This window comes from Nocardioides maradonensis (assembly GCF_054777115.1).
In genome coordinates, this window is sequence record NZ_BAAHAZ010000003.1 from 198,998 (window position 1) to 218,613 (window position 19,616).

Annotated in this window: 21 protein-coding genes; 8 read left to right on the top strand and 13 right to left on the bottom strand. The window is 68.0% G+C overall.

What is annotated here, in order from left to right; all coding sequences use genetic code 11:
- The first annotated feature begins 4 nt into the window (after nucleotides 1-4).
- From ACYVAQ_RS04540 to ACYVAQ_RS04565, 6 genes are read left to right on the top strand one after another with little or no spacing between them, the layout of a single operon-like run.
- Entirely contained in the window at nucleotides 5-424 is a 420-nt protein-coding gene (locus ACYVAQ_RS04540) for a hypothetical protein (protein ID WP_460787280.1), read from the top strand.
- A complete protein-coding gene (locus ACYVAQ_RS04545; protein ID WP_460787281.1) occupies nucleotides 417-929 on the top strand; it encodes a hypothetical protein in 513 nt (170 codons plus the stop codon). The genes ACYVAQ_RS04540 and ACYVAQ_RS04545 overlap by 8 nt, the downstream gene beginning before the upstream one ends.
- Nucleotides 929-2,533 carry a hypothetical protein gene (locus ACYVAQ_RS04550; RefSeq protein ID WP_460787282.1) on the top strand — a complete coding sequence of 535 codons (1,605 nt, stop codon included), beginning with the start codon at nucleotides 929-931 and terminating at the stop codon, nucleotides 2,531-2,533. The genes ACYVAQ_RS04545 and ACYVAQ_RS04550 overlap by 1 nt, the downstream gene beginning before the upstream one ends.
- Before the next feature lie 25 nt (nucleotides 2,534-2,558).
- The gene (locus ACYVAQ_RS04555) at nucleotides 2,559-3,146 is read left to right on the top strand and encodes an RNA polymerase sigma factor (RefSeq protein ID WP_460787283.1); all 588 of its coding nucleotides are present in this window, start codon (nucleotides 2,559-2,561) and stop codon (nucleotides 3,144-3,146) included.
- On the top strand, nucleotides 3,139-3,828 hold the full coding sequence (locus ACYVAQ_RS04560) for a helix-turn-helix domain-containing protein (RefSeq protein ID WP_460787284.1): 690 nt from the start codon (nucleotides 3,139-3,141) through the stop codon (nucleotides 3,826-3,828). The genes ACYVAQ_RS04555 and ACYVAQ_RS04560 overlap by 8 nt, the downstream gene beginning before the upstream one ends.
- On the top strand, nucleotides 3,825-4,829 hold the full coding sequence (locus ACYVAQ_RS04565) for an ImmA/IrrE family metallo-endopeptidase (protein WP_460787285.1): 1,005 nt from the start codon (nucleotides 3,825-3,827) through the stop codon (nucleotides 4,827-4,829). Before ACYVAQ_RS04560 ends, ACYVAQ_RS04565 begins: the two co-directional genes overlap by 4 nt.
- Here the strand turns inward: ACYVAQ_RS04565 and ACYVAQ_RS04570 are convergent, their stop codons facing one another.
- The 9 genes from ACYVAQ_RS04570 to ACYVAQ_RS04610 all read right to left on the bottom strand — a co-directional run bounded on the left by ACYVAQ_RS04570 (nucleotide 4,830) and on the right by ACYVAQ_RS04610 (nucleotide 13,931).
- On the bottom strand, nucleotides 4,830-5,210 hold the full coding sequence (locus ACYVAQ_RS04570; protein WP_460787286.1) for a DUF5677 domain-containing protein: 381 nt from the start codon (nucleotides 5,208-5,210) through the stop codon (nucleotides 4,830-4,832).
- Nucleotides 5,203-7,122, bottom strand: a complete 1,920-nt coding sequence (locus ACYVAQ_RS04575) for a zinc-ribbon domain-containing protein (protein ID WP_460787288.1) — start codon at nucleotides 7,120-7,122, stop codon at nucleotides 5,203-5,205. Before ACYVAQ_RS04575 ends, ACYVAQ_RS04570 begins: the two co-directional genes overlap by 8 nt.
- Nucleotides 7,123-7,132: 10 nt before the next feature.
- Complete coding sequence (locus ACYVAQ_RS04580; protein WP_460787289.1) at nucleotides 7,133-7,669, bottom strand: hypothetical protein; 537 nt, start codon at nucleotides 7,667-7,669, stop codon at nucleotides 7,133-7,135.
- A 555-nt stretch (nucleotides 7,670-8,224) separates the two neighbouring features.
- Complete coding sequence (locus ACYVAQ_RS04585) at nucleotides 8,225-8,659, bottom strand: pyridoxamine 5'-phosphate oxidase family protein (RefSeq protein ID WP_460787290.1); 435 nt, start codon at nucleotides 8,657-8,659, stop codon at nucleotides 8,225-8,227.
- Nucleotide 8,660: 1 nt separating this feature from the next.
- Complete coding sequence (locus ACYVAQ_RS04590; protein WP_460787291.1) at nucleotides 8,661-9,164, bottom strand: (2Fe-2S)-binding protein; 504 nt, start codon at nucleotides 9,162-9,164, stop codon at nucleotides 8,661-8,663.
- Nucleotides 9,161-10,033 (bottom strand): FAD binding domain-containing protein, encoded by an 873-nt coding sequence (locus ACYVAQ_RS04595; RefSeq protein ID WP_460787292.1) that lies wholly within the window; start codon nucleotides 10,031-10,033, stop codon nucleotides 9,161-9,163. The genes ACYVAQ_RS04590 and ACYVAQ_RS04595 overlap by 4 nt, the downstream gene beginning before the upstream one ends.
- Nucleotides 10,034-10,144: 111 nt before the next feature.
- Entirely contained in the window at nucleotides 10,145-11,185 is a 1,041-nt protein-coding gene (locus ACYVAQ_RS04600) for an ABC transporter permease (RefSeq protein WP_460787293.1), read from the bottom strand.
- Complete coding sequence (locus ACYVAQ_RS04605; protein WP_460787294.1) at nucleotides 11,182-12,753, bottom strand: sugar ABC transporter ATP-binding protein; 1,572 nt, start codon at nucleotides 12,751-12,753, stop codon at nucleotides 11,182-11,184. The genes ACYVAQ_RS04600 and ACYVAQ_RS04605 overlap by 4 nt, the downstream gene beginning before the upstream one ends.
- Nucleotides 12,750-13,931: a sugar ABC transporter substrate-binding protein gene (locus tag ACYVAQ_RS04610; RefSeq protein ID WP_460787295.1), complete on the bottom strand. Its 1,182-nt coding sequence runs from the start codon at nucleotides 13,929-13,931 to the stop codon at nucleotides 12,750-12,752. Before ACYVAQ_RS04610 ends, ACYVAQ_RS04605 begins: the two co-directional genes overlap by 4 nt.
- Nucleotides 13,932-14,206: 275 nt before the next feature.
- Between ACYVAQ_RS04610 and ACYVAQ_RS04615 the strand changes: the two genes are divergently transcribed.
- Nucleotides 14,207-15,280 carry an alpha/beta hydrolase family protein gene (locus ACYVAQ_RS04615; RefSeq protein WP_460787296.1) on the top strand — a complete coding sequence of 358 codons (1,074 nt, stop codon included), beginning with the start codon at nucleotides 14,207-14,209 and terminating at the stop codon, nucleotides 15,278-15,280.
- A 32-nt stretch (nucleotides 15,281-15,312) separates the two neighbouring features.
- Nucleotides 15,313-15,666 carry a cupin domain-containing protein gene (locus ACYVAQ_RS04620; RefSeq protein WP_460787297.1) on the top strand — a complete coding sequence of 118 codons (354 nt, stop codon included), beginning with the start codon at nucleotides 15,313-15,315 and terminating at the stop codon, nucleotides 15,664-15,666.
- A gap of 63 nt (nucleotides 15,667-15,729) precedes the next feature.
- Here ACYVAQ_RS04620 and ACYVAQ_RS04625 read toward each other — a convergent pair whose 3' ends face one another.
- From ACYVAQ_RS04625 to ACYVAQ_RS04640, 4 genes are read right to left on the bottom strand one after another with little or no spacing between them, the layout of a single operon-like run.
- Complete coding sequence (locus tag ACYVAQ_RS04625; RefSeq protein ID WP_460787298.1) at nucleotides 15,730-16,575, bottom strand: fumarylacetoacetate hydrolase family protein; 846 nt, start codon at nucleotides 16,573-16,575, stop codon at nucleotides 15,730-15,732.
- Nucleotides 16,572-17,327, bottom strand: a complete 756-nt coding sequence (locus ACYVAQ_RS04630; protein ID WP_460787299.1) for a glucose 1-dehydrogenase — start codon at nucleotides 17,325-17,327, stop codon at nucleotides 16,572-16,574. The genes ACYVAQ_RS04625 and ACYVAQ_RS04630 overlap by 4 nt, the downstream gene beginning before the upstream one ends.
- Nucleotides 17,328-17,338: 11 nt before the next feature.
- Nucleotides 17,339-18,142: an SDR family oxidoreductase gene (locus tag ACYVAQ_RS04635; RefSeq protein ID WP_460787301.1), complete on the bottom strand. Its 804-nt coding sequence runs from the start codon at nucleotides 18,140-18,142 to the stop codon at nucleotides 17,339-17,341.
- Nucleotides 18,135-19,598 carry an APC family permease gene (locus ACYVAQ_RS04640; RefSeq protein WP_460787302.1) on the bottom strand — a complete coding sequence of 488 codons (1,464 nt, stop codon included), beginning with the start codon at nucleotides 19,596-19,598 and terminating at the stop codon, nucleotides 18,135-18,137. Before ACYVAQ_RS04640 ends, ACYVAQ_RS04635 begins: the two co-directional genes overlap by 8 nt.
- Between the last annotated feature and the right edge of the window lie 18 nt (nucleotides 19,599-19,616).

Below are 19,616 nucleotides of genomic sequence, written 5' to 3' on the forward strand. Positions count from 1 at the left end.
TCCCGTGGCACTGCACCCGGCTGTCCTGGCGGACCTCCTCGACGAGGAGGTCCGCCAGGCGCGCGCCAAGCTCGGCCCCGCCGCAGGCGACCTCCGCCGGGTCGGCACCGATGTCGTGATGAAGATCGTGCGCGGCGACGGAGCCTGGACGATGCGGCTCGACGGGTCCCGGTACGACTCCGAGCCCTTCGACGTCACCCTCGTCGACGACGAGGGTGCCATCTTGCCGCTGGAGAAGTGGATCCCAGGGTTCGCGCTCGGCATCCACCCGAGCCTGAACGTCCCGTTCGTCTGCGTCAGCGGCACGCGCGGCTACTACTCCCACGAGAGCCACTTCGCCGAACGGTGGGACAGCCACCGCTACAGCATGCGGCTCGACACCTTGCTCGATTTCCTTCTCCGAAAGGCAGGCGTACATGCGTAACAACCTCACGTCCCAGCACAAGGCTCGCCCCACGGCCATCCCGCCGGCGACGCCACTTACGCTGCCTGCCGCCCTCCTCGAGGAAGCCCGCACCTTCTTCGAGGACCGCGGCACCCACGGGCTCGAGGGCACGGCGATGATCAAGTCCGGGAACCAGCTCAGCCTGGTCATCCCGCGGCAGAACGCTCGTCGCGACGCCTACGGCCACGTCAACGTCGAGGTGCCCCGCGAAGGACAGATGGACCTGGCTCTGGCGCTCGGCCCGGACGAGATCTACCTGGCCCGCATCCACTCCCACCCGGGCGACGCGTTCCACTCGGCTGCCGACGACGCCAACCCGGTCATCACCTTCGAGGGCGGCATCTCGATCGTCGTCCCGTTCTTCGGCCTCGGGCTGCGCCGCGGCCTCGACACGTGCGCCGTCTACCTGTTCACCGGCGGCGCGTGGACCGAGCTCCCGGCGGGACCCGAGCGCGACCGCTGGATCATCGCGGAGGACCAGTGATGCACGAAGACCCGCGTCTGCGGCTCCTCGGGGCACCCGCAGCCGACACGGACAGCAACGGCGTGGCCGCAGCAGTACTCCAGCGGCTCGACGAGACCGAAGTCATGATCACGGTCGACGCCGCGGCCAGTCCGGCCGCCCGCATCGCAGTAGCCGCCTTCGTGACCATGATCGCCAGGCTGGTCCCGACCCTCACCATCGAGTCCGACGGCGAGCTGCCGCCCAACTGGTGGCAGGCCAACTCCTGGAACGACCTCCTGGAACGGCTCTCCGCCGTGCGTCCCACCGCCTCCAACACGCCGAGGCGACAGGTCGCCGTCGGCTTCGGGACCTCCACGCCGGGCCTCGAGCTGTACGTCGGAGGTGGCGACTGGAACGTGGTCATCAGCAACTCCCCAGCCGCCCTTGAAAGCGTCAGCAGTCACGCTCTCGGCGTTCACGCCGCTGCCTGCTTGGCCGTCAGCCAGGTGCTCTTCAAGGTTCTCGGAAACCTCGGGTTCCCCGGCGTCCCGGTCGAGGAGCGCATCGAGACCAACCTGATCGACCACGGTCTGCACACCGTTGACCCTGAGCAGGTGCAAACCTCTCTGGCGGCCCCGTCGACCGCGCTGGACGTGGCGTTCCTTGGCGTGGGATCGGTCGGCACCAGTGCGCTGGCGCTGCTGGCCACCGTCTGCTCGCCCCAGCTCCACCAGCCCGGGGAGACAATGCCCGAGGCCACCATCACGACCGTCGACAAGGACGTGTTCGACCCGAACCGAAACCCGTACCGCTACCCGGCCCTGCTGGGAGGTGAGACGGGAGCCAAGGCCACCGGGATGACCTCACGGCTCCAGTCCCTCGGACTTGCCGCCACTGCGGTCGACCAGGACGTCGCCACCTGGAACATGACGAAGGACTCCCCGGGCTGGCATGGAATCGTGGTCTCCTCGGTCGACACGATCACCGGACGCCTCGACGTTGCCGACGTGCTCGGTCAGCGGACCCTGTCCGCCGGAGTCTCCGGCACCGCGCTGCACGTGCAGTGGGAGATGTTCGGCGACGGGTACGCCTGCCCGTTCTGCGACTTCGTCCGCGCAGACCCGCCTCTGACCCAGGCAGGCGTCTACGCCCAGGTCACCGGCATCGCGGTCTCCCGCATCCTGGCCCTGCTCCAGGAGGGCGCGGTGCTCGACGCCTCCGACGTCGCGGTTGCCGTCGCCGCAGGGAAGGTTTGTGCGCACCGCAGCGACAGCCTTGTCGGCGCTCCGCTGAGCGATCTTGTACGCCAGGCGTACGCCGAAGCCGAGGTCCGTCCACAGGGGTCCGAGCAGGGCACCGAGGTCGTCGCGGTTGCGTCCCCGCAGGTCTCCTGGTTCGCCGGCGTCCTGATCACCGCGGAGCTGGTGAAGGCCATGCTCGGCCTTCCCACCCTCCATCGACGGGTCGACCTCGACGTCGGCGGTCTGCCCGCCGGCGCCGTGCGCGTCGTCCCTGCCGATAGCACAGGGACGTGCGTCTGCCAGTCCGGCGTGCGGCGACGCTGGCACAGGGCTCTGTACGCCCACGCGTCTCCCGCCGATCCCGGAGCAGCACCCGCGGGGCCGAAAGTGTCACGGTTCTGATGGGGTAGTCGCAGATACTTGTCCTATGACCAACGAGCTCGCTGAGGAGGACCCCGAGGGTCCCGCCGCAGATGCGCGCATCTGCACTCGGTCAGACGTTGCTGCCCAGTACGCGCGGCATCACGAGGGCCTCGACCGGGTCGCGAAGCGGTACTTCTCCGGCAAGCACGACGACCTCGCCGAGAACGCGGTCATGGACGTGTTCCTCCGCCTCTCCAAGCAAGCCGACGCCGGGAAGCTGCGGGACAAGGGCGAAGACTGGGGGCCCTACCTGCGCCGGGCCGTTCGCAACAGTTGCACCGACGTTGCGCGCAAGGAGGTGAGGAACCGCGACCTGCGCGAACCCTCGACCGACGCCGACCGCTCCACCGACGCGGACCCGCTCGGCGACGCCGTGGTCACCGACCTCCAAGAACGGCGGCACCTGACAAAGTTGAAGCCGGCGCTAGCGAAGCTCGATGAGAAGCAGCTCCTGATCATCAAACTCAAGTTCTGGGACGAGTGGACCAACAGGCAGATCGGCGAAGCCGTCGGAACTACTGGCCAAGCAGTCGGTGAGAGGCTCAAGACGATTCTGAAGAAGCTGAGGAAGGAGGTGACCGAGGATGGATGATCAACCCACAGGCGCCTTCGAGCAGGCGCTGCTCGACTTCGCAGCCGGACGAACGAGCGCCATGGAAGGACTCACCGACAACGAGCACGAGCTGCTCACCGCAATCCAAGACTGGCTCCCGGGCCTCTCTGACGCGATTGCCGTCCTAGTCGTGACCGGCGACCACGCACCCCCTGTGGCACCCGTACGGCCCGACGATCCGATTGCGCTGATGCTCGGCCTGGTGGAGGACCCGGCCGTCACCCTCGACGGCCGTCGCCTCGCCTCGTTGCGGAAAGCCGCCGGCTTCAACATCGGCGACCTTGCGCGACGACTCACGACCCGCGGCTGGGACGTCTCGGTGAAGACCGTCTCGGCTTGGGAACGAAACCTGCTCAACCCGCCACCGGCAACCATCAACGCCATCGCAGAGGAGCTGGCCGTTACCTCAGATGCCATCCTTTCGACTGCTCCAGCACCTGCCGCACAGACCCTCGACGGCCTGTTCACAGACGCCACGATCGCCGCGTTCTTCGACGAATGGGCGACCGAGGCGAACCTTCCGGTCGAAGCCATCACCGAACGCTCGAAGCGCCTGCTCGCTTCCGCAGGCAAGCGGAACGCCACCTCGGTGACACCGCAGACCCTGCTGGCCGTCCTCAGGCACTTCCGAACCTCCTCGGCCTTCGAGGTCACCGAATGACCACTCGGCACGTCCACGCGCTGCGCATCGTCGCCGCACTCCCGGCCGACCAACGCGCCAACATCGCGTTGGACCCGATCGCCGGCATCAAGGACCTCGACTACGAAGTTGTCGCCGAGCCTGCCCTGACCTCCCAGCGCGGTGCCGGCGGCTGGTGCGACGGCATGTCGTTCGCGGATCAGAACACCGTCATGTACGCGCCGACCCCAGAGTCGAAGAAGGAGAACTTCACCCTTCTCCACGAGGTTGCGCACATCCTGGTCGAGAACGACGACGAGGCCCTCATCTGGCTTGCTGACTGTGACAACTACGAGGTCGAACTCGAGCGGCTGTGCGAGCAGATCGCCGCCGCACTTGTCGTACCGGAAGCCCTCATCGACGAGGTCGTCGGAACGGGCCCGCCGACCGGGGAGAACCTGAAGACCCTCGTCACGCGCTCGGCCGCCAGCGGTCCCGCCTGCGCCATCGCCCTGAGCTCGCGGCTCTCTTCGGGTGCAGTCGTACTCATCGACCGGGTTGCCGGGACCGTCATCCAATCGGCGCTTCGCGGTGAAGACCTCAAGGTGTATCCGTGGAACGGAACACACGTGCCTGACGGACACCCACTGCTCAAGCTCGAGCCTGGCTCAGGCAAGACCAGCCGGCAGTACTGGGTCGACACGTGGGGGCGGCGCCAGGAGTACTACGTCAACGCAGTCGCCACGGAGAAGCGCATCTACGCCATCTTCAGCGTCACCGACCTGTGGAACGTCGACCGATTTCACGGAGGTCAGGAACCTCCCGAGAAGTCGAACGCGCCGCGGCTGACCATCCGCTGTGCCTGCGGCTACTTCGGCAAAGCGTTCGGTTGGCCGTGTGACACGTGCAAGCGGCAGTACTGCCCCAGGTGCGGCGACTGCGACTGCGCCCGACGGGCAAGCGCGCAGCAGCCGTGCAGCAACTGCTTCTGCAACGCTCCTACGGGCGACCTCGAAGACGGGGTCTGCAGCAACTGTCGATGATCAAACCGGCTGCACGCGTACAGCCGCCACCGAGGCACGAGCAGCGTCATACCGCCGCCTGCCGGCGTAGCTGGGTTGCCGGATCTGCCGTAACGCATCGTCGGGCTGCTCCTTGATCCAATTCAGAGCGATAACGTGCTCCAGCTTCGAGCGCAGCAGTGGGGACGCCTCCGCGGCGAATCCGTCGGCGTCCATGCGCAAGACAGCCTCTCCGGTGCGCATGACTCGGTTCGTCCAGCCGTACATCACGGCGACGGCCTCTTCCGCGGCCAGGAACGCGCCTGACGCCTCCGAGTTCGGCAGAGGACTGGGCACGGGTGCCTCACGGAACCGCTCGACCATCTCCGCGAACATCTCACGGCACTCGGCATTGTCAGGCATCCGCCCAGTCCTTCACCTTCGCGATCACTTCGTGCGCATCGGGGGCGGTCGCGTGCACGACGAACTCGGCATACCTAGGGTCCGCTACGCCAAGCGGCGGCAACGGGTGCTCACGGAGCCTGGCGACGAGATACCCGGCCGCGAGCAGATCGACCGACTTCGCGATGTCGATCTCGGACTTGCCGGCGTGCCAGTAGGCGCCGTCGTACTCGATGGCGATCTTTCGCCCGTCCGGTAGATCGACGACGATGTCGACGAGCCACCGTGCCCGGCGTTTGAACGCCTCACTGGTAACCGGCCGCCCAGAAGCTGCGGACCCGAAGATGGTCTCGGCCGCGGCATGGTGGTCAAGTTCCACCTTCGACTTCCCCGCCTCCCGGCACTCCGGACACCCCGCGCCGGCAGTGCGCGACCCCAGCGGCGCCTGCCACACATGGGCCGGATTGTTGGCGCAGATCCACTCGGGCACGAAGGCGGTCTGCCCACTCGGCCGGACCTGCCAGGCTGTGAGCGGGTTGGACCCAGACCACTCCGCCCCGATCTCCGGGAAGTGGTAGGCCAGCGAGTCGAGGATTGAGCGGCACTCTGGACACCTGGGGCGCTGCCCCTTCTCGCGCTCTCGGGGAGATGCGCGCCAGACGTGGCCGCACTCCGCATCGATCCACCACAGGACCCGCTTCGACTCCGGCGAAATCGTCTCCAGCCGGACCTTCCCGTTGCGCGTCGGATGAAACTGCGCAGCAATCTCCCGGTTCATCGCGTGCGCCTCCGGATCGGCGGCCACGGCATCCAGTCGCTGCGTCCTCGTTGCGTTGCCTCGGCACGAGGGACAACCCGACCGGAGGAACGACAGCGGCGTGATCCTCGGGTGATGTCCTTCTGGGCAGCGGAACCGCCGCAGAGCCATGGACCCGGCCACCATGACCGTCGCCGGGTGCGCCTCGTCTGCCCATGCGGCGAGCAACTCCGGAACCTCGGACACCGGCGTCCGCTTGTACCGGTCGTGTTCTGCCTGCCATGCGGCTTGACGCACCGCCCTGCAGTCGGGACATGACGGGCTCGCCGCCATCTCGTAGATCTTCTCGACGAACCCCAGCTCGCACTCGGGACACTTCCAGTGCGTCTCGCGCCGAGCCCTCACAGTGACCGTGTTCCAGGCGACCTGATCGTTCCGGTCGTGGTCCCACCAGTCCAGGACCGGCAGCCCGGAGTCCTTGAGCAGGTCCTTCTTCTTCGACCCCGGGTGCTTGGTGGTCTGGCGCTCCCGCCGAGGGTTGGTCAGGCACTGGCATCCGAACCCGATGTCCCCGAGCCGCTGTGCGCTGATCCGGCCGCACCGCAGGCAACGCACACGGTGAGGGTCGTCCGGCAGAGAGGGGCGTGTCAGCGGCTCCAAGTACTCATAGCCGTTCTTCGGTGCGTGGTCCCTGGCGACCTCTTCCGACACGTGCTGCGTCTTCGCATAGATGCCCTGCAGTCCGCGCGCTCCCGCTGCCCACGAACGCCAGTGACAGGCGCGGCACGTCTTCTGGTTGATGGCGTTCTGGTCGAGGGTGTACTCGAAGCGGTAGTGCGCCTCGCACCCACACGACGTGCACCTCGTCAGCCGCCACGCCGTCGGCCCCTTGAAGGGCTCCAGCGGCTCCAGGCCACCGCGACGGAGGATCGCGGTGATGTGGCCGTCGCACCAAGTCGGCTTCGTGCGGGTCTTAAATGCCGCGGGGTTCGAACAGACCGGTTCGGAGCACTCCTGCCCTGCATTCAGGCTCGTTGGGGTTTCCTTCTTGGGTCTCAGCGGGATGACACGCGCCAGATCCGTCACGTGTCGGATCTTCTCACCAGAAGCGCACTCAGCTGCCGCGTTCCGCGCGATCTCGAGGTGCTGCATACCGCCGCGTTCAATGCGGCTCACACACGCCAGCTCAGTCGAAGTGGCAGAGGAACTCGGGGTCACCGACAGCAGAGTGAGCGACGGGCTGCGTTCCCTCGGCCACGGGCGGTGTCGTGTCTTGACCGCTGATCGAGAACCGGTAGGGATTGGCCAGGGACTGGTCGACCGTCGCGGTCTGACCGGCGGCGAGATCGGGCGATGTGTAGATGGTCGTGGCGGCACCGCCTGGTGCGATCGTTGCCAGGGTCACTCGCGCTGTCGCTCCGTCGCTGGAGTTGTCGAGGACACCGATCGTCGCCCGGAGTCGGTTGCAGCCGCTGCCGAGGGTGTAGCGCGACTCGCCCGAGGTGGACAGGACGTACCAGCCGTTCCAGGACTGCCCGGCCATCTGGAATCCGACGTAGTCCACAGCCGAACCTGCGTGGTAGTAGCTGGAGAAGGCCGAGAGCGGGTACCAGTGCCGGTAGTTCACCCGTACCCCGGTCGACCGCAGGGATCCCGATCCGCGATAGGAGGCGACTACCCGGAACCACACCTCACGGGCGGTGTCCGCGAGCAAATGGAACACGATCTTGCTCCGACCGTTGACGGCTGCCGACGTCTTGGTCGTCCACGTGGTGATCGATTGGTAGTCGTACTGCCCCTTGCTGTGGAACTGGAGCGTGACTCGGCGGGCCCGCGACGCGGCCGGAATCCTGGCAGTGACCGCGAACCGTGTCCCTTCGATCGCCGTTGACGGCGCGCTCAGCGACGGCGCTGTGATCCGTGGAGCCGCAGCGGGCTGCGCGCCGAGGGCGCCGACAGCGAGGACACCAACGGCGACGATGGCCACGACGAGCGAAGCGACAAGGCGTGCAGGGCGTGGGCACCGACTCGTTGGCATGCCGAGACAGTAGGTGCCCACGCCCGCCCGTGTAGCGGTTTCGACTCACTCGCTCCGAGCGCATCGCGCGCCCGATACAGCGAGTCATGGCTTGAGGAGGTCCAGGAAGTCCGTGAAGCAACCGCAATCACTCATCACTTCTCGTCACGCCTGGTCGCGGTCGTAGGTCCGTTTGCTGCATCCCTGTCCGCGAACCGCGCTCGTGGTGCCGCAGCCATCACCCGGCTGGCCCAGAAAAAGCTAAGGGGCCAGCGAGACCTCCGCTCCAAGCCAGTGTTCGGGCTCGAGCCACACTGTCACCTGATCGCCGTACGCCGAGGCCGCGTCGAGGTAGCGGGCAAGGCTGGGGCCGTCGAGATAGCGCGCGGCGAGCTCTTCGACCTGTGCAGGGGTCGATGGCTCGATCGAGGTGACCGGGCCCTCGACCGATACATAGCGCAACGTGGCGCCGACCGTGTCGACGAGCAGGGAGAAGCGGCCCGCAGCCCGGATCGCGGCCATCTTGCGTGAGGCCGGCGACGTGACGATCCAGGGCCGGCCACCCGGCTCGTACCCGTACCAGATCGGCAGCATCAGTGGTCCGCGACCATCGTTCGCGACGGAAAGGGCGGCTACGTGCGGTTCGGCAAGGAATAGCTGCCGACGCCGCAGTCGGACAGCCGCGTCTCCGTCCATCTCAGGTCGCCTCGCCTTCGCCGTCAGGGCTCTCCTCGGCCAGCGAAGCGGCCTCGTCGAGTGCCATCTGGACCGACTCGACGATCTGCTGGTAGCCGGTGCAGCGGCACAGGTTGCCCGAGATGACTTCGCGGATCTCCTCAGCAGAGAGCCGCTTGGCCTCGTTGTAGACCGGCAGCAGCGTCATCAGGAAGCCGGGCGTGCAGAACCCGCACTGCAGACCGTGGCACGCCGTGAACGCCTTCTGGAGTCCGTGCAGCTCCTCGCCATTGGCGAGGCCCTCCACCGTCGTGATCCGGCGACCGTCGGCCTGGACCGCGAGCGTGGTGCAGGAGCGGACCGGTTCACCGTCGAGCAGGATCGTGCAGCTGCCGCACACCCCGTGCTCGCACCCCACGTTGGTTCCGGTCAGACCCAGGTCGTGTCGGATGAAGTCGGACAGCAGGACCCGCGGCTCGACGTCTCTCTCGTAGGCCTCGCCGTTGACGACGGTTCGCGTCTTCATGCCGCGACCTCTCCTTCTGGATCGAATGCGGCCGAAAGCGCGCGGCGGAGCATCTCGCCGATCACCTCACGCCGGTACTCAGCCGTGCCGTGGACGTTCTCGCCGGGCGTAATCCGCTCCATCACCTGGGCAGCGGCCTGCTCGATCAGGCGCCGGTCGACGACTTGGCCGACCAGGATCCGGTCGAGGCCCGGCGCGAGGGTCGGGCCCGAGCTCGCCGCGATCAGCCCGGCGCGTACGACGCTGCAGGTGCCGTCGGCCGCCCGCTCGGCGTACACCGCGGCACCGCCGATGGCGTAGTCCCCGCGACGTCGCGCGAACTCCTCGAAACCCCAGCTGCTTGCGGCCCCGATCGGGATCTCCACCGCCGCCAGCAGCTCGCCCTGCTCGAGTGCTGTCGTGAAGTAGGAATCGAAGAAGTCAGCCGCAGCGATCCGCCGCTCACCGGACCGGGACCAAACCAGCATCGTCGCACCGAGCGCGAGGAGGGCGGCGGGGAACTCCGCAGCCGAGTCGCTGTGGGCGACGGACCCACCGAGCGTGCCCCGGTTGCGGATCTGTGGGTGGGCGACCCAGGACGCCGCCCGCGCCAGGAGAGGTACCTCGGTGCCGATGCGCTCGTCCTTCTCGACCTCTGCGTGGCGGGTCAGCGCCCCGATGCGGAGCGTCCCACCCTCCACCCGGATGCCGCGTAGCTCGCTCAGGCCGGTGATGTCGACCAGGAGGGACGGAGAGGCGAACCGCAGGCTCAGTAGCGGGATCAGGCTCTGCCCGCCGGCGATGATCTTGGCGTCGTCATCGCGCTCCATCGCGCCCCAGACCTCGTCGAGGGTCGAGGCCCGCAGGTAGTCGAAAGCAGGTGGCTTCACGGCGTCAGTCTGTCCGCCGAGTCGACCGCCGACCTCTACCCGAACCGTCAATTCGACCGTCCGGATCGACACATGCCGACAATCGTCCGCCGCCGCGGCGGCCGCGCGCGCTCATGTCGTGCGCCGGCGGTACAGGATCGCCGCCATCGCGACGCCCACGATGAGCGCACCGCCGTTGACGTAGTCGTTGACGTACGGCGCCACGCCGGCCAGGTTCAGCCCGTTGTTGAGCACGGCGAGGAAGAAGATCGCGATGACCGTGCCCCAGACGTTGAACCGTCCGGGCCGAACCGCGGCCGCGCTGAGGAACGCAGCTGCCAGCGCGGGAAGCGTGAAGGTGGCTCCAACGTTCGGTGACGCCCCACCGGCACGGGAGACGTAGAGGAGTCCACCGATCGCACACAGCACGCTGCTCGCGACGAACGCGATCCCGCGGATCCGGTCCACGCTGAGACCGACCAGCTTTGCCGCCTCCACGTTGGAGCCCACGGCGTACATCTGACGACCGAAGGAGGTGTGCGACAGCACGAAGTACACGATGCCGGCGATCACGATCAGCGTGATGAAGATGACCGGGATCCCAGCGACCAACCCGGTGCCGAAGTTCGTCATGGCGGTCGGGATCTCGCTGGCGGGTGCCAAGCCGCCGGTCTGCTGGAGGATGACACCGGCGATGATCGTCGACATACCGAGTGTGGTGATGACCCCGCTGACATGGCCGCGTGTGACGATCAGCGCGTTGACCGTGCCGACGACCCCTCCGACGAGGACGGCGAGTCCGACCCCGAGCACGATGTTGCCTCCACCGGAAACGAAGTCGGCTACGAGCACCGCCGAAAGGGCAGCGACGTTGCCCACCGAGAGGTCGAACTCGGTGCAGAGCAGTGGCAGCAGCGCGCCGAGCGAGATCACGCCGATCACCGCCTGGCTCGCAACCAGGATGCGGATGTTCTCCACAGTCGGGAAGGTCGACGACGTGCGCGACCAGAAACAGAAGAAGAGCGCGATGACGCCGAGAACCAGCAGCAGCGCGTAGGACTCGAGAAAGGCGACAAGTCGCCGCTGGAGGCGGCGTCCGACGTGGCGGGCGTCAGCGGCGGGCTGTCCGCCCTCGGTGCCGGACGCCACGGTGGATTCGATGGTCTGGTTCATGCTGACTTCTCCTGTGCGTACACGACATCGTTGAGGGCGTCCTCGTCGAGAGGTCCGGCGATCTGGTTGACGACCGATCCCTTGCTGACGACGACGGCGCGATGACAGAGGGCCGCCAGCTCGGCGAAGTCCGAGGACACCACGAGGACGGCAGTACCGGCCGCCGCGGCAGCGCGGACGAGCTGGTGGATCTCGGTGCGAGCGCCGACGTCCACGCCTTGCGTGGGCTCGTCGAGCAACAACAGCTCCGGACGTCTCTGCAACCATCGCGCGAGGATGACCTTCTGCTGGTTGCCGCCGGACAGCGCAGTCAGCGGAGCTGACTCGCTCGGCGCACGTACGCCGAACTCGCCGATGAGCCGGCGAGCCGCACCGTGCTCTCGAGAGGGCCTGATCCAGCCCACGGTCGCGTGCTCCGAGAGACAGGTGATCGAGAGGTTCTCGGCGATGCTGAGCTCGGGGAAGGCCGCTTCCGCCAGCCGATTCTCGGGCACGAACGCGACCCCGCGCGCCATGGCGTGGCGCACCGATCCGCCCGGCAGCTCGGTGCCGGCCAGCTGCGCTTCGAGCCCGTCACGCGCGGTCACCCCGAACAGCTGCTTCAGCAGGCGCGACCGGCCCGACCCGAGCAGCCCCGCGACGGCGACGATCTCGCCCGGCCGCACGGCGACCTGGCCCGCCCGCAGGCCCGGCCTGCCGAAGGTGACGACCGGAGCACCGGTGGTCGTCGGTGCCGCACCGTCAGGGACGTCGGCACGGTCTGTCGCGCTCGTCGCGCTGCCGGTGATCCCGGCGACCAGCGACTCGTGGTTGATCCGCCCGCCCACCAGACGCGACGCGACGCGACCGTTGCGCAGCACCGTCACCTCGTCGGCGATCGCGATGACCTCCTCCAGCCGGTGCGACACGTAGACGATCGTCTGGCCGGCCGCCGCATAGCGACGCAGACCGGAGAGCAGGATGTCGACCTCGTGCTTCGGCAGGCTCGCCGTCGGCTCGTCGAGGACGAGGATGCCGCGCTCCTGGGTGTCGTCCTGGTCCTGGAGTGCACGGACGATGGCCACCATCATCTGCGCGGCGGCACTGAGCCGGACCATCGGCGTGTCCGGATCGACGTCGACCTCGAACCGCTGCAGGACGGCGCGGGCGCGAGCCCGCTGGGCGCGCCAGGCGATGGACCCGGCCCGGGTCCGCTCGAATCCACGCCCGAGGGCGAGGTTCTCGGCCACAGTCAGATCGGGGAAGGTGGAGTTCTGCTGGTGCACGAAGTGCAGACCCGCGGCCTTGGCCTTGGCCGTCGTGTGGGTGCGGGCGTCGGCCCAGTCCCCACCGATCGCCAACCGGCCGGCCTCGGGTACGACGACTCCGGCCAGCATCTTGATGAAGGTGGACTTGCCCGACCCGTTGCCGCCCATGAGTCCGTGGATGGCCCCCGTCGACACCGTGAGCGAGACATCGTCCAGCGCCTTGGTGGCGCCATAGGTCTTGCAGATGCCGTCCGTGGCGAGCGCCGGCGGCGCGAGGTCGAAGGAACCCGCGCCGCCGGTCGCCACGGCCAGATCGTTCACGAGCCCGCCTGCCAGATCTTCGTGTAGACGGTCTTGAAGTCTGTGATCGGCGCGGCGAAGGTGTCGGCGGGCAAGCCATGATCGCGGTCGTAGACCTGGATGCCGACGCCACCAGGCACTCCGGGCTCGCCGGCGAGGTAGCGGTTGAGCAGGTCGGCAGCCGCCCAGGCCTCGTAGGTGTAGTCGATCCCGTAGCCGGCGTCCTGGCCCTGGCCCTCGCGGATCAGGTCGTTGTTGGCCTTGAAACCGGTGCCGCCGATGACCAAGAGATCCTTGGACCGACCCGAGCCGCGGATCGCGGCCGCGCCTCCACCGGTGAGCAGGTCGTCGTACGAGAACTCCACAGCGTTGGCGGTCGGGTTCCGCAGCAGCGTCTGCTCGACCTTCGTCTGAAGGTCCGGCCCGAGCACAGCGGCCGAGGTCTGGACCGTCTGGACGATCTGGCAGGTGTCGCACGTATTCATCTCCGCGACGAAGCCTTCGTGCAGGGCCTTGGTGGTGATCAGGTCCGGTACCGCGATCTCGATGACCTTGGCCTTGCCCTCGGTCTTGGCGATGATCCAATCGGCCTGAGCCGCTCCCAGAGCCTTCGACCAGTCGATGAAGCTTCCCTCGGAGTACTTGAGGTTCTCGGTGAACAGACTCGGCGCACTCGGGTCGACATCGCTGCAATCCGCGGCTTCCTCGGAGACGACAGGGATGCCGGCGTTCTTTGCCTCCTGGAACGCGGTGCGCGCGACGGGGCAGTCGATGGCGAAGTTCCAGATCACGTCTGCATGGGCGGCGATGGCCTGTCGGATGCCTTCCTGGTACAGGTTCGGCTGGAACTTGCCGTCGAAGATGGTCAGGTGCCAGCCGAGGATCGCCGCAGCCTGACGCGCCGCCTGGGCGACAGCCGATCCCGTGGGTGCCTGGACGCCGACGTTGACCATGAACACGTTCTTGCCTCGCTGCGCCGCGGGTCCGGTCGACGGCGGCTCCTTGTACGACGCGCCGGCGTACAGGGCGTCGAGCTTCTTCTGGGCGGCTTCCGCGTTCGCCTTCTCCTGGCTCGTCGCGGGGCCGCCGGTACCTCCGCTGCTCGAGGTCTCGGTGCTGCAGGCAGCGAGTGCCGTCGAGAGGAGGAGGGCCGCAGCAGCCGCGCCCCACCGTCGTCCGCGCTTGTTCAGGATCGTCATTCGAGACTCTTCTCTCCCGGGTCCCCGAAGCACGAGGACGGCTTGATCGGGAAATATGGGCTGGGTCACACGTGTCGCGTTACACCGATCCCGACAATGCGCTCGCGGAGTTTGCAGCTTCCTGATGAGTCGCCGGGTGCTCACCCACCGTCGGGGGAGCTCAATTGCTGCGCTCGTGCACAAGCCGAGCCGATTGTTCGCGGATCATGTAGACCGGGTCGGAGGCCGCGGTGAGCAGGATGTGACGCAGCTCAAAGCCCATCGATGGAGTAGAGATGACAGCGACCGCACCCACCACCCCGACCGCCGAGCAGGAGATGCTCAACTGGGGCCGCCTGCTGATGGACGGCCTTCCGTACGCCGACCTGCTGGCCGCCCGCGACCGCGATCCCGAGGTCAACTGGTTCGACTTCTGGATGGGGCGGGCCGACCACTACGAGAAGCTCGCCGACGCGGCGCTGGCCGCCGGTCACGACATGACCGCCGGGTACTGGCTGTGGGTCGGGTCGATGTCCGCCCAGTACGCGCAGTTCCTGTGGTTCGACGAACGGCGCCCGCGTGGCCAGAAGCGCAAGGCCGAGCTCTACCACCGCGCCGCGCCCCTCCTCGACCCGCCGGCCGAGCGGGTCGACCTGCCCATCGACGCGACCACCATCGTCGGGTACCTGCGGCTCCCCCGGGGCACTGCACCAGGTGCGGCGGTCCCCTGCGCGGTGCTGCTCGGCGGCCTGGAGTCGACGAAGGAGGAGAGCTACCTGTTCGAGAACCTGCTCCTCGAACGCGGCATGGCAACGTTCACCTTCGACGGGCCCGGTCAGGGGGAGATGTTCGAGGACGTGGCCCTGTCCGGTGACTACGACCGCTACACGAGCCGGGTGCTCGACCACCTGATCACGCTGGACACCATCGACTCCGATCGCGTCGGTGTCCTCGGCCGCAGCCTCGGGGGGCACTACGCCTTGCGGGCCGCGGCCTGCGACCAGCGGTTCCGGGCGTGTGTCTCGTGGGGTGGCTTCATCCAGATGGACGAGTGGGACTTCGAGACCCCGATGACCAAGCAGAGCTGGAAGTACGTCACCAAGGCGGCCGACCTGGAGGAGGCCCGGATCCGAGTGCGTGACGCCCTGGACGTGCGCCCAATCCTCGGCGACATCACCTGCCCGACCTACGTCCAGCACGGAGCCCTGGACGAGATCCCGATCACCGAGATCGACGAGACCCGACGGCTCCTCGCCAACGCCCCCCTCGTCCTGGACATCGAGCCGACCGGCGATCACTGCTGCCACAACCTCGGCCCAGCGCCGCGGCTACGGATGGCCGACTGGCTGGCCGACCAGCTCGGCGCCTGAGCGACGAGACCACTACCCGAACGGAGAGACCGATGCTGAACGAGATCAAGTCCGCCACCGCGGCCGACGTCAACCTGGAGTCCTGGCAGCCCGAGGGCGTCACAATCCTCGCCGGCGATCCTGCCGGCCGTGGCTTCACGCTTCACGAGGACTTCGAGAACGGCGCGCGTGGCGCCGGCATCTTCGAGTGCGAGGCCTCGAAAACGACGTACGAGCTCGAGACCAACGAGATCATCTATGTCCTCGAGGGTGAGGCGACGATCGAGCTCGACAACGGCTCGCGGGCCGACCTGAAGGCCGGCGATGTGGCCTTCCTTCCTGCCGGGCACCTCTCGACGTGGACGTTCCACACCAGGTTCCGGGAGTTCTGGGTCCTCGCCGACTGACACTCCGCCGACGACACGAGGCCTCCCGGGCGCTGCCCGGGAGGCCTCGTCGTGCGTCGTGGGTCAGTGACTGACGAAGACGTGCCGCATCCGACCGATGCCGGCGACCCAGGTCACCAGCTCGTCCCCTGGGCGCAGGAACTGTTGCGGAGACCGGCCCTGGCCGACACCCGCCGGCGTGCCCGTGAAGATGACGTCGCCCGGCTGCAGGGTGACAGTGGCGGACAGGTACGCGACCAGCTCGGGTACCGAGAAGACGAGCTCGCTCGTGCGACTCTGCTGGACCGGCTCGCCGTTGAGCGAGCAGCCCAGCTCGAGGTCGTCGGGGTCGGCCAGCTCGTCGGTCGTGACCAGCACCGGCCCCATCGGACCGAAGCCGGGGTGGGACTTGGCGAGGCTGAACTGCGGGAGTGCACCCGCCATCTGGACGACGCGTTCGGACAGATCCTGACCGACGGTGAGGCCGGCGACGTAGTCCCACCCGCGGTCGACGGGGACGTTGCGAGCCTCGCGCCCGATGACGGCGACCAGCTCGACCTCCCAGTCGACGTTCCCGCCAGGCAGGGCGATCTCCCCGGTCGGCCCGTTCAACGAGGACCGGAACTTCGTGAACGTCGGCGGCGCCTCTGGCACCGGGAGTCCCGACTCGGCCGCGTGATCGCGATAGTTGAGGCCGATCGCGAAGACCTGGCCGGGCGCGGGGACCGGCGGCCCGAGCCGCTCGGGGGCGGCAGGCGGAGTGACCTCGGCGCCGACGGCAGGTCCGCGCGCCCAGTCGCAGAACTCCTCCCAGCGTGCGAACACCGACTGCGGATCGGCACCGAAGCGTCCGACACTGGCCGACTCGACATCGACGTCGCCGTCGGTCAGCCGGATCGTCAGGCGCCCGTCAACGTTGGCGATCCTCACGTCGCCGTCCAGCCGCCATCGATCACGAGCTCGGTCCCGGTCACCCAACGCGACTCGTCCGAGGCGAGATACAACACGCCGTAACCGATGTCCTCGGGCTCGCCCAGGAAGCCGATCGGGTGCGCGGCGACCAGCGCGTCGTACGCCGCCTGGGGGTCGGGCTGCTGCGCGAGGTAGGCATCAGTCAGCGGTCCCCGCACGAAGGAGGGATGGACGGAGTTCACCCGCACCCGGTTGCGTTCACGGCCGCAGTGCAGCGCGGCCGACTTGGTGAGCAGCCGTACGCCGCCCTTGCTGGCGTCGTACGCCGCCATGTCGGGATCGGCCACGATCCCCTCGACGGAGGAGATGTTGACGATCGACCCTCCTCCGGCCGCGGCGATCGCCGGGATGCCGTGCTTGAGCCCGAGGAAGACCCCTTCGAGGTTGACGGCTTGTACCCGTCGCCACTCCTCGAGGGTCGTGTCCACGACATTCCGCTGCAGAGCGAGGCCGGCGTTGTTGACCAGCACATGCGGACCGCCGAGGCGCCGTTGGACATCATCCACGACGCGTTGCCAACAGGACTCGTCGGTGACGTCGAGCTCGACGTACGACGCCTGCCCGCCAGCCGCCGCGATCGCTGCTGCCGTATCGGTGTCGGCGCACACGTCGGCGACGACGACGTGCGCGCCCTCGCGAGCGAGGACCTCGGCGATACCGCGGCCGATTCCCTGAGCGGCCCCGGTGACGATGACGGTGCGCCCGTCCATCCTTCCCATCGTCAGGCCCAGTCCGCGGCCTCGGCGAGCGGTCCGGCGAGCAGACCGCCGTCGATGACGAAGTCGGCTCCGGTGCAGTAGCTGCTCTCGTCGGAGACGAGGAAGCCGATGAGACGAGCGACCTCCTCTGGCTCGCCGATCCGGCCCAGGAGCACGGAGGCGCCGGAGTGCCCTTTGTTCGCCCGGATGCTCTCCCGCTGGCCCGAGCCTTGGCCGCCCATCATCGTGTCGATGAAGCCCGGCATGACGGTGTTGACGCGGATCCCGTCGTCGGCCAGCTCGCTGGCCGCCTGCCGGGTGATGCCGCGTACCGCCCACTTCGCTGCGCTGTAGGCGCCGAGCAAGGGCTGCCCGACGGCTCCGGAGACCGAGGAGACGTTGACGATCGATCCGCCGCCCGCCGCACGCATGGCGGCCGCGACGGCGCGAATCCCGAGCCATACCCCGGTCTGGTCCACGGCGACGACCTTGGCGTAGTCCTCCAGCGTGGTGGACTCGATGGAGCCGTCGGTGGCGATACCCGCGCAGGACACGAGCGCGTTCACCGCGCCGTACCGCTGCACCGCGGTGTCCACGATCGATGACCACTGCTCGGGCGAGCTCACGTCGAGGCGGTGGTACGACGCCGACGGTCCGAGGTCGTCCTCGACGCTCGCCTTCGCGTCGAGGAGGTCACCGACGAGGACGTTCGCCCCACGCGCGACCAGCAACCGCGCGGTGGCGCGTCCGATGCCATGCTCGGACGCGCCCCCGGTCACGATCACGACGGTGCCGGCGAGCGAGCCCACCAACAGGTCATCACGCATCGACGGGCTCCCCGCTCACCTCGGAGGTGGCGATCCCGGCGTACACGTCGGGGCGACTGCGGCGCAGCCACACGCCGTAGATCGTGCCGCCGACTGCGATGGAGAGCAGCACCCAGGGCAGCGAGTTGATGAAGGTGGACGACAGGCCGGTGAGGGTGCTGAAGTTCTTGAGGATCAGGTACACGAACGCCGACAGGCACACGAACGCCGCAGCCGTCGAGGCCAGCGTCCACACCAGCCGCTCACCGGTCCGCCAGAAGTACAGGCCGATCGCCGCCGCGGCCGCCACCTGGAGCAGGACCACACCGAGCACACCGAGACCCGTCATGGTGGTCACGACGTCGAGATACGGGTCCAGCCCGGAGGAGACGGCGATGACGACCACCACGAGAGCGACGACGGAGTGCACGAGGCGCGCCCGCGAGGGCGTGCCGAAGCGCGGGTGCGATGCGCCGACCCACGACGGCAGGAGGCGCTCCCGGCCGGCGGTGAACAGGTACCGGTTGGCCGCGTTGTGCAGCGCGAGGGTCGCGGCCAGCATGCTCGTCATGTAGGTGACGTCCATGGCCTTGGTGACCGCAGAGTTGGCGTAGGTGTCGCTGAGGTTGAAGAAGGTGTCCACGAGCTGGGTGTTGGCAACTGTCTGGACCTGGTCCGGCCCGATCGCGCCGACCGCGATCCAGGTGGAGAGGAAGTAGAACACCGTGATTGCGATGACCGAGAGGTACGTCGCGCGCGGCACCGTGCGACGCGGGTCGGGCGATTCCTCGCCGTACAGCGCCGCCGACTCGAAGCCGATGTAGGACAGCAGGGCGAACATCATGCCGAGCGCGAAGGACCCGGTACTGAACACGTGCTGCGGAGCGAGGATCGTCATCGGGAAGGCGTGCAGGCCCTTGTGGGCCACGATCGCCACGTCGAGGATGAGGATGATCGAGACCTCGATTGCCAGCAGGACGACCAGCACCCGGGCGGCCACGTCGATCTCGCGGTAGCCAAGTGCTCCCACCAGGACGACGCACACCAACGAGATGATCGACCAGTTGACGTTCCAGCCGAACCACTGGTCGAACAGGATCGAGCCGAAATAGCCGACACCCGCGACGCAGGTCATCGCGACGGCGTTGTAGGCAACGACCGCGACCAGCGCAGCCCCGACCGCGGGCGGCTTGCCCAGGCCCTTCGCGATGTACTGGTAGAAGCCGCTCGCGCTGCTCATCCGGCGGCTCATCGCCGCGTAGCCGACCGAGAAGAGCAGCAGGACGAGTCCGGCGATGAGGAAGGCGGCGGGCGTCGAGGCGCCGCTGCCGAGGGCGAAGCTGAGCGGGATGATGCCGACGACGCAGGACATCGGGGCGGCTGCCGCGACGACCATGACGGCGATCTTCGGAGCGGTCAGCTCGCCCTTGAGCTCACCGGCCGTCTCGGTGATGGCGGGGGCTTTCGATGAAGTCATGTGGGTACTCCTGGGAGG